The 9,755-nt window shown below is 59.7% G+C and carries 8 protein-coding genes; 5 read left to right on the top strand and 3 right to left on the bottom strand.

Annotated features, from left to right (window positions below):
* Nucleotides 1-372: 372 nt before the first annotated feature.
* Both ACLEJR_RS04920 and ACLEJR_RS04915 read right to left on the bottom strand, forming a co-directional pair.
* Entirely contained in the window at nt 373-1,866 is a 1,494-nt protein-coding gene (locus ACLEJR_RS04920) for a CoA-acylating methylmalonate-semialdehyde dehydrogenase (RefSeq protein ID WP_440812496.1), read from the bottom strand.
* 74 nt (nt 1,867-1,940) lie between these two features.
* Nucleotides 1,941-3,290 (bottom strand): aspartate aminotransferase family protein, encoded by a 1,350-nt coding sequence (locus ACLEJR_RS04915; RefSeq protein ID WP_440796622.1) that lies wholly within the window; start codon nt 3,288-3,290, stop codon nt 1,941-1,943.
* Between the two features lie 121 nt (nt 3,291-3,411).
* Here ACLEJR_RS04915 and ACLEJR_RS04910 point away from each other — a divergent pair, with 121 nt between their 5' ends.
* The 5 genes from ACLEJR_RS04910 to ACLEJR_RS04890 all read left to right on the top strand — a co-directional run bounded on the left by ACLEJR_RS04910 (nt 3,412) and on the right by ACLEJR_RS04890 (nt 8,483).
* Nucleotides 3,412-4,332: a LysR family transcriptional regulator gene (locus ACLEJR_RS04910; protein WP_440796621.1), complete on the top strand. Its 921-nt coding sequence runs from the start codon at nt 3,412-3,414 to the stop codon at nt 4,330-4,332.
* A gap of 212 nt (nt 4,333-4,544) precedes the next feature.
* Nucleotides 4,545-5,195 carry a TetR/AcrR family transcriptional regulator gene (locus ACLEJR_RS04905; RefSeq protein WP_440796620.1) on the top strand — a complete coding sequence of 217 codons (651 nt, stop codon included), beginning with the start codon at nt 4,545-4,547 and terminating at the stop codon, nt 5,193-5,195.
* 9 nt (nt 5,196-5,204) lie between these two features.
* On the top strand, nt 5,205-5,786 hold the full coding sequence (locus ACLEJR_RS04900; protein WP_440796619.1) for an IMPACT family protein: 582 nt from the start codon (nt 5,205-5,207) through the stop codon (nt 5,784-5,786).
* Between the two features lie 464 nt (nt 5,787-6,250).
* Complete coding sequence (locus ACLEJR_RS04895) at nt 6,251-6,937, top strand: SDR family oxidoreductase (RefSeq protein WP_440796618.1); 687 nt, start codon at nt 6,251-6,253, stop codon at nt 6,935-6,937.
* 187 nt (nt 6,938-7,124) lie between these two features.
* The gene (locus ACLEJR_RS04890) at nt 7,125-8,483 is read left to right on the top strand and encodes an 8-oxoguanine deaminase (RefSeq protein ID WP_440812494.1); all 1,359 of its coding nucleotides are present in this window, start codon (nt 7,125-7,127) and stop codon (nt 8,481-8,483) included.
* A 122-nt stretch (nt 8,484-8,605) separates the two neighbouring features.
* On the opposite strand, the gene ACLEJR_RS04885 is transcribed toward ACLEJR_RS04890, so the two are convergent.
* Nucleotides 8,606-9,697: a calcium:proton antiporter gene (locus tag ACLEJR_RS04885; RefSeq protein ID WP_440812521.1), complete on the bottom strand. Its 1,092-nt coding sequence runs from the start codon at nt 9,695-9,697 to the stop codon at nt 8,606-8,608.
* Nucleotides 9,698-9,755: the final 58 nt, after the last annotated feature.

Here is a 9,755-nt window from a genome sequence, read left to right as displayed (position 1 = left end):
CACAACAACTTCAACCACTTGCGCTTCCGATCTCTCGTTAGCGGGAGGCGAATTCTACAGCGTTAGTCGCTGCTGTCAACACCTCTTTTTCACCGCTTTCGACCGAGAGGATCGAACCGTCAACGGGCATTACCACACCGCCCTATCGACTCCTTCCAGGCTTCGATGAACTGAAGCAAGCCGCCATCGAAAACTAAGTAACTCATTGAATTTCAAGGAGTTTTCCGTTTCGACTGCGCCGGAAGTGGGGCGAATTATAGACACCTGAAATCTGCCGTCAACTCCTATTTCAATATTTCTGTCACATCGATCAGGAACCCCTGCAAACAAAGAAGCCGGCGCTTATAAAGTGCCGGCCTCTTTATCTACCGATTACAAACTCGGAAACGCGAACTGCGACGCTTCATGACTGGCACGCTGCGGCCAGCGCTGGGTAATCGCCTTGCGACGCGTATAGAAGCGTACACCGTCGGGGCCATAAGCATGCAGATCGCCGAACAGCGAGCGCTTCCAGCCGCCAAAGCTGTGATACGCAACCGGCACCGGCAATGGAACGTTGACGCCCACCATGCCCACTTCGATCTCGTCACAGAACAACCGCGCCGCCTCGCCATCCCGGGTAAAGATGCAAGTGCCGTTGCCGTATTCATGATCGTTGATCAGCTGCATCGCCTCTTCCAGGCTGTTGACCCGGACGATACACAGTACCGGCCCAAAGATCTCTTCTTTATAGATGCGCATCTCTGGCGTAACGCGGTCAAACAGGCAACCACCCAGGAAGAAGCCTTCTTCATTGCCCGCCACACTCAGGCCGCGGCCGTCGACGATCAGCGACGCACCCGCCGCGACGCCGTCTTCTATATAGCCACTGACTTTATCCCGGTGCTGACCGGTAACTAGGGGGCCCATGTCCAACCCACAAGACGTACCTGCACCGATTTTCAGCGCCTGGATCTGTGGCACCAACTTGGAGACCAACGCATCAGCCACTTGGTCACCGACACACACCGCCACCGAAATCGCCATGCAACGCTCACCGCAAGAACCGTACGCCGCGCCCATCAGCGCGCTGACCGCGTTATCCAGGTCGGCATCCGGCATCAGCACCGCATGGTTCTTCGCCCCGCCCAGCGCCTGGACGCGTTTACCGCGCCGAGTGCCCTCGGCATAGATGTATTCGGCGATCGGTGTCGAGCCGACAAAGCTCAGCGCCTTCACCTCCGGCGCTTCGATCAGTGCGTCCACCGCAGCTTTATCACCATGCACCACGCTCAACACGCCCTTGGGCAGCCCGGCTTCTAACAACAACTGGGCAATCAACAGCGTCGAACTCGGATCGCGCTCGGACGGCTTGAGGATGAAGCAGTTGCCACAGACGATTGCCAGCGGATACATCCACAACGGCACCATGGCCGGGAAATTGAACGGCGTGATGCCCGCCACCACACCCAAGGGCTGGAAGTCTGACCAAGCGTCGATATTCGGTCCTACGTTGCGGCTGTATTCGCCTTTCAGAATTTCCGGCGCCGCACAGGCGAACTCAACGTTCTCGATGCCACGCTTGAGTTCACCGGCTGCGTCTTCCAGGGTCTTGCCATGCTCTTCGCTGATCAGTTGCGCGATGCGCGACTCGTTCTGCTCCAGCAATTGCTTGAAACGAAACATCACCTGCGCGCGTTTGGCCGCTGGTGTCTTGCGCCAGGCCGGATAAGCCGCGCTGGCGGCGTCGATGGCTTGCTGGATGGTCACGCGGTCGGCCAGCGGCACTTTATGAATCGCCTGACCGGTCGATGGATTGAACACATCGGCAGTACGGGCGCTGTCGCTCAGCAGTTCGCCATTGATCAGGTGCGGGATGAGGCTCATGGGGACTCCAGATTTTTATCCACAGGCGCCCGTAACCAGACGCCCTTGATTCAACTTGTTAAGGAAGAAGTGCGTCAGTCGAGCTTGTTCAGCACTTCACCGACCGCATCGAACAAGCGATCCAGATCCTGCGGCTTGCTGTTGAAGGTTGGTCCGAACTGCAAGGTGTCGCCGCCGAACCGCACGTAGAACCCGGCTTTCCACAGCGCGATACCCGCCTCGAATGGGCGCACAATCGCATCGCCATCGCGCGGTGCAATCTGGATCGCCCCGGCCAGGCCATAGTTGCGAATATCGATGACGTTTTTCGAACCCTTCAAACCATGCAAGGCGTTCTCGAAATGCGGCGCTACCTCGGCCACGCTTTGCACCAGATTTTCCTTCTGCAACAGATCCAACGCTGCCAAGCCTGCCGCGCACGCCACCGGATGCGCCGAGTACGTGTAGCCGTGAGGAAACTCCACCGCATATTCAGGCGTCGGTTGGTTCATGAAGGTCTGGTAGATCTCGGTGCTGGCAATCACCGCGCCCATGGGGATCGCACCGTTGGTGACTTGCTTGGCGATGCACATCAGGTCGGGGGTCACGCCGAAGCTTTGCGCGCCGAACATCGAACCGGTGCGCCCGAAACCGGTAATCACTTCGTCGAACACCAAAAGGATGCTGTGCTGGTCGCAGATTTCCCGCAGGCGCTTGAGATAGCCTTCAGGTGGCACCAGCACCCCGGCGGAACCGGCCATCGGCTCAACGAAGACCGCCGCAATATTGGAAGCATCATGCAATTCGATCAGTTTGAGCAGCTCATCGGCCAGGGCGATACCGCCCTCTTTCGGCATGCCACGCGAATAGGCGTTGCTCGCCAGCAAGGTGTGGGGCAAATGATCGACATCGTGCATGGCCTGGCCGAACAGTTTGCGGTTGCCACTGACGCCGCCCAGGCTGGTGCCGGCGATGTTCACACCGTGGTAGCCACGGGCGCGGCCGATCATCTTGGTCTTGGTCGATTGCCCCTTGAGGCGCCAGTAGGCACGGACCATTTTCACCGCTGTATCAGCGCACTCCGAACCTGAGTCGGTGAAGAACACATGATTGAGATTGCCCGGGGTCAGGCTGGTAATTTTTTCCGCCAGTTGGAACGACAGCGGATGGCCGTATTGGAAGCCCGGCGAATAATCGAGAGTGCCCAGTTGTTCGGCGACCGCTTCCTGGATCTCCTTGCGAGTGTGCCCGGCGCCGCAGGTCCACAGGCCCGACAGCGAGTCGTAGACCTTGCGCCCCTTGTCGTCCACCAGCCAACTGCCCTCGGCGCCCACAATCAGGCGCGGGTCGCGCTGGAAATTACGGTTGGCGGTATAGGGCATCCAGTGGGCATCAAGCTTGAGCTGGCTGGCCAGAGAGCCGGCAGCGTGTTCGGGCATGTTCATCGACAAAACCTCGCAGAAGAAAAGCAGCAGGAATCGAAAGCGTTCTTGAAGCTAAGTTGCCACGGCGATAGAGTCCGGGAAATCCAACTTTTCTAACCTTCAGTCAGCGGATCACTAAACAATGAGCGTTCGCCGTCCCGATCCACTGGCCCAGGTCAGCGACTTTGATATCCGCCTGCTGCGGATTTTTCGCAGCGTAGTGGAGTGTGGCGGGTTCTCTGCGGCCGAAACGGTGCTGGGTATTGGTCGCTCGGCCATCAGCCAGCAAATGAGCGACCTCGAACAACGCCTCGGCTTGCGGCTGTGTCAGCGTGGACGCGCGGGCTTCTCTCTGACCGAGGAAGGCCGTGAGGTGTATCAGTCGGCGTTGCAACTACTAAGTGCGCTGGAGAGCTTTCGCACTGAGGTCAACGGGCTGCACCAGCATTTGCGCGGCGAGCTGACAATCGGCCTGACGGACAACCTCGTCACTCTGCCCCACATGCGCATCACCCACGCGCTGGCCCAATTGAAAGAGCGCGGCCCTGATGTGCAGATTCAGATCCGCATGATCGCCCCCAACGAAGTCGAGCAGGGCGTGCTTGACGGCCGACTGCATGTTGGCGTGGTCCCCCAGGCCAGTGCCTTGTCGGGGCTCGAATACCAACCGCTCTACAGCGAACGGTCGCTGCTGTACTGCGCGGTCGGGCATCCATTGTTCTACGCCGATGACCAACAACTGGAAGATGCCCGGCTGAACAGCCAGGACGCCATTGCCCCAACCTTCCGCTTACCCGCCGAGATCCAGGCCCATTATCAGGCGCTCAATTGCACCGCCAGCGCATCGGACCGCGAAGGCATGGCGTTCCTGATTCTCACCGGGCGCTACATCGGCTACTTGCCGGATCACTACGCCAATCTCTGGGTCCAGCAAGGCCGGTTGCGGGCCTTGAAACCTGCGACACGTTTTTATGACCTGAGCCTGGCCTCGGTCACTCGTAAGGGCAGGCGGCCTCACCTGGTGCTGGAAAGTTTTCTCGAAAGCCTGGCAGCGACTCGCTGAGCCTTTTCTTTTGTGGGAGCGGGCTTGCTCGCGAAGGTGGTTTACCAGTCGAATATAGGTCGCATGCGAGTCCGCATTCGCGAGCAAGCCCGCTCCCACCAGGATCTGACCAGTCCCATTGAAGTGCTTTTATAACCATGGCACTTGTCGGATCGCCGCCGGTGCGCTATCAACGCATTTGCTTGCCCCACAGACCCAGCCCGGAAACGTCCATGACCTTTGAAGTCCCTGCCCACGGTGGCAAGCCCACCAGTCGCATTCGTCAAAAGAACGAAGAGACCATTCTCAAGGCCGCCGAAGATGAATTCGCCCGCCACGGGTTCAAGGGCACCAGCATGAACGCCATCGCCCTGCGGGCCGGGCTGCCCAAGGCTAACCTGCATTATTACTTCACCAACAAACTCGGTCTGTACGTGGCGGTGTTGAGTAATATCATTGAGTTGTGGGACAGCACCTTCAACACCCTGACCGCCGAAGACGATCCGGCCGAGGCCCTGACCCGCTATATCCGCGCCAAGATGGAATTCTCCCGTCGCCAACCCCAGGCATCGCGGTTGTTTGCCATGGAAGTGATCAGCGGAGGCGAATGCCTGAGCGAATATTTCAACCAGGACTACCGCGTCTGGTTCAGCGGCCGGGCCGCCGTGTTCCAGGCCTGGATCGATGCGGGCAAAATGGATCCGGTCGACCCGGTTCACCTCATCTTCCTGCTCTGGGGCAGCACCCAGCACTACGCCGACTTCGCCACCCAGATCTGCCGCGTGACCGGTCGCAGCAAGCTGACCAAGCAAGACATGATCGAGGCCGGCGACAACCTGATTCGCATCATTCTCAAGGGCTGCGGCCTCAACCCTGTTCTTTAAGATTTTCCCATGCCCTTTACCCTTGCCGGTTTTTGCGAGTACCGCGAAGAGATTCGCAAAAGCCGCTTCATCACCCTCGCCGCGCCCATTACCAGCCCCGCTGAAGCCCAGTCCTTCATCGAACAACACAGCGACCTGGACGCCACGCACAATTGCTGGGCCTGGAAGCTCGGCGATCAATACCGCAGCAACGACGATGGCGAACCCGGTGGCACCGCTGGGCGGCCGATCCTGGCCGCCATCGAAGCGCAGTCCTGTGATCAAGTCGTGGTGCTGGTGATCCGCTGGTACGGCGGCATTCAGTTGGGCACGGGTGGGTTGGCCCGGGCTTACGGCGGCGGCGCGAACAAATGCCTGCAAAATGCCGAGAAGATCGAACTGATCAGCCGCGTGGCATTGCGCTGTGCCTGTGGATTCGCCGAGCTGCCCCTGGTGAAGCTGCGCGTCGCCGAATGTGGCGGCTTGGTGACTGAAGAAAGCTTCACCGCCAACGGCGTGGAGTTGCAGATAGCCGTAGGCGAGGCGCACATCCAGGCATTGCAAAAGCAGCTGGCCGACCTGAGCCGTGGGCGGATCCTTCTGACCCGTTGAGATCGCATCGCGCAATCGTTCAACTTGCCCACATCCACTGTGCACCCGGCTGTGGATAACCTGAGCACATTCGCCTGCAACCCTTCTGTCATGCGGCTTTCAGGGCGCTGTTCATTTTTTGGTCAAATTCCCGTGTGCTGGCTGATTTCATCTACAAAACAACCGCTTGCAACGGTTTAGCACCTTTAGAAGAAAACCCCGCGGCGCTTATGCCCGAGTATCAGGCTTGCGCACAATAACTGTGGAGCATCCTGTGGATAAGCCGTTCATGGCTGCGCCTACCCCATGAAAGGCATAGCCCGCAGGCGCTTGGTCATTTTTTAACCACTCAAGATAGCGGTAGAATCTCACCCTGTCCGAAACCAGCATGATTGAACCTGACGTGTTGCGTCACGAGCTGAAACAATGGCTCGGGCAATGTTGTCCATTAAATCCGTGACCTTTCCTTTCAAGGATGCCCCCTCATGAACTCGGCAAAAAAAGCATTGATCATTGGCGCCTCCCGGGGCTTGGGCCTGGGTCTGGTGAAAACGCTGCTCGGCGACGGCTGGAACGTAACCGCCACCGTGCGCAACCCGCAGAACGCCGAAGCTCTGCAAGCGCTGGGCGCGGTACGGATCGAAAAACTGGACATGGACGATCAGCAAGCTGTCATCGCCCTGAGCCAGCAGCTCAAGGGTGAAGTCTTCGACCTGCTGTTCGTCAATGCCGGCGTCAAAGGGCCGGACAATCAAAACCCGGGCGGAGCGACACTGGCCGAAGTCGGTCAACTGTTCTTCACCAATGCCGTGGCACCGATCAACCTGGCCCAGCGCTTCGTCGGCCAGATCCGCGAAGGCAGCGGCGTGCTGGCGTTCATGAGTTCGGTACTGGGCAGCGTGACCATGCCCGACGCGCCGGAACTGGCGCTGTACAAGGCCAGCAAGGCGGCGCTCAACTCCATGACCAACAGCTTTGTCAGCCAGTTAGGCGAACAGACATTGACCGTGCTTTCGCTGCATCCCGGCTGGGTCAAGACGGACATGGGAGGTGAAGGCGCGGACATCGACGTTGAAACCAGTACCCGGGGGTTGATCGACCAGGTCAACGCGTTCGCCGGCAAGGGCGGGCATCACTTCGTCAACTACAAGGGCGAGACGATTCCCTGGTAAATAGAACGCTTGCCCACTGTGGGAGCGAACCTGCTCGCTCCCACAGTTTGATCTGCGTCCGGCGCTGGAAATTCGCCGAGCAACCTGAGTAAACTCCGAACCTTGCCCCCACCGGCGACCCTGGATCAGCAGACAGGGCATCACTGAGCTGGCTAACCTGAACCCACTTTCAGAGGAGCCGGCCACCATGCCTGCGACCCGTACCTGGTTACAAAACCCCCTCGCTATCTTCACTGCCAACGATCTCGATGCCCGTGGCGGCCTCGTCCTGCATGACGGTGTGATCGTCGAACTGCTGCGCGCCGGCGAGCAGCCCGGTCAACCCTGCGATGTGATCTTCGATGCCCGCGAGCATGTCATCCTGCCGGGCTTGATCAACACCCATCATCACTTCTACCAGACCTTGACCCGCGCCTGGGCACCGGTGGTAAACCAGCCCTTGTTTCCATGGCTGAAAACCCTGTACCCGGTGTGGGCACGGCTGACGCCGAAGAAGCTCGCCTTGGCGACTAAAGTCGCATTGGCCGAGTTACTGCTGTCGGGCTGCACCACGGCGGCCGATCACCATTACCTGTTTCCGGACGGCCTGGAAAACGCCATTGATGTGCAAGTTCAAAGTGTCCGGGAGTTGGGCATGCGTGCGATGCTGACCCGCGGCTCCATGAGCCTGGGCGAAGCCGACGGCGGCTTGCCGCCCCAGCAGACCGTGCAACAGGGCCAGGTAATTCTCGATGACAGCCAGCGGCTGATTGACCGATACCATGAGCGTGGCGAAGGTGCGCAAATCCAGATTGCCCTGGCGCCCTGCTCGCCCTTTTCAGTCACCCCCGAGATCATGGGCGCCAGCGCCGATCTGGCGCACACGCTCGATGTCCGCTTGCACACGCACCTGGCCGAAACCCTCGACGAAGAAGACTTCTGCCTGCAACGTTTCGGCCTGCGCACCGTGGACTATCTGGACAGCGTCGGCTGGCTCGGCCCACGCACCTGGCTGGCCCATGGCATTCACTTCAATCCCGATGAAATCAGCCGACTGGGCGCCGCCAGCACCGGCATCTGTCATTGCCCCAGCTCCAACATGCGCCTGGCCTCAGGCATTTGCCCGACCCTTGACCTGATCGCCGCCGGCGCTCCAGTGGGGCTTGGGGTGGACGGCTCGGCCTCCAACGACGCCTCGAACATGCTCCTCGAAACCCGCCAGGCCCTGTACATCCAGCGCCTGCGCTACGGCGCGCAAGCCATCACGCCAGAACGCGTGCTGGGCTGGGCGACCCGGGGCTCGGCGCAACTGCTGGGACGCAGCGACATCGGTGAGCTGGCAGCGGGCAAGCAGGCCGACCTGGCGCTGTTCAAGCTCGACGAATTGCGCTTTTCCGGCAGCCACGACCCGATCTCGGCCTTGCTGCTGTGCGGTGCGGACCGAGCCGATCGGGTGATGATCGGCGGGCAATGGCGGGTGATTGACGGCCAGGTCGAGGGGTTGGACTTGAAAGGCTTGATTGCCGATCACAGCCAGGCGGCGCGGGAGTTGATTGCCGACGACTGACCCAACATCAATCCAATGTGGGAGCGGGCTTGCTCGCGAAAGCGGAGTGTCAGCAGACATTCATTTCACTGACACACCGCCTTCGCGAGCAAGCCCGCTCCCACAAGGGTCATTTAACAAATTTAGAGCCCCAGCAACGACAACATGATAAACGTCGCAAACAACACGAAATGAGTCATGCCTTCGATGGCATTGGTTTCGCCATCGTTGAGGTTGATGGCACTGACGATCAGGGTAATGAAGATCATCACCGTCTGCACCGGGGTCATGGCCATCTGGAAGGGTTGGCCGGTATAGAGCGCCATGGCTTCCATCACCGGAACCGTCAGGATAACGGTGGACAACGAAGCCCCCAATGCGATGTTCACCACTGACTGCATGCGGTTCGCCAGGGCGGCACGCAAGGCCGTGAGAATTTCCGGGGCGGCGGAAATGGCCGCCACCAGGATCGCCGTGACCACCGGCGGCGCCCCCGAGCCTTCCAGCCCCAGGTCGATGGCCTTGGACATGACCTCGGCCAGCGCTCCGATCAGCACCACGCCAAACACCAGCGCACCGATGGAAAACGTCAGGCTGATGGGCGCCGGCTCATTCTCCACCGGCTCTTTCTTGCGGCGTTTTTCCGGGTAGCTGTAGCTGAAGAAATAACTGTGGGGCCCCACCTGCATACGCAGGAACAGGGTGTACAGCACGATCATCGCGCCGATGGTAAACGCCGAGTAGGTTTTCCAGCTCTGGGATGGTATGAACTCCGGCACCACCATCGACACGCCCATGGCGGTCAGGATCATCACGCTGTAGGTGCGCGCCGAGTCGTCGTTATAGACCTGCTCGCCATGCTTGATCCCACCCATCAGCGCCGCCAGCCCGAGAATGCCGTTGATGTCTAGCATCACCGCCGAGTAGATCGTGTCCCGCACCAGTGTCGGCGACGCTTCGTTGCTCATCATGATCGCCAGGATCACCACTTCCACCAGCACCGCCGACAGGGTCAGGATCATGGTGCCGTAAGGATCGCCAACCTTTTCCGCCAGCAGTTCGGCATGATGGGCCACGCGCATGGAGGCGGTGACGATGAAGCCGATCAGCGCCAGCCCGCCAACCAACGCCACCATCCGCCCGCTGCCCAACAGCCAGTGTTCCAACGGGTAGGCGACAAACGCGGCGATCAGCGCGAGCAACAGCAATTTTTCTTGCTTGATAAAAGTGAGCATCACGGGCCTGTCACGGTAGACGGGGTCATGAGCTACTAGACTGTGGTGGGCGGCGAAC

It is taken from the genome of Pseudomonas sp. SMN5, from assembly GCF_052041925.1.
GTDB lineage: Bacteria > Pseudomonadota > Gammaproteobacteria > Pseudomonadales > Pseudomonadaceae > Aquipseudomonas.
This window is presented reverse-complemented; position numbering and strand designations above follow the sequence as displayed.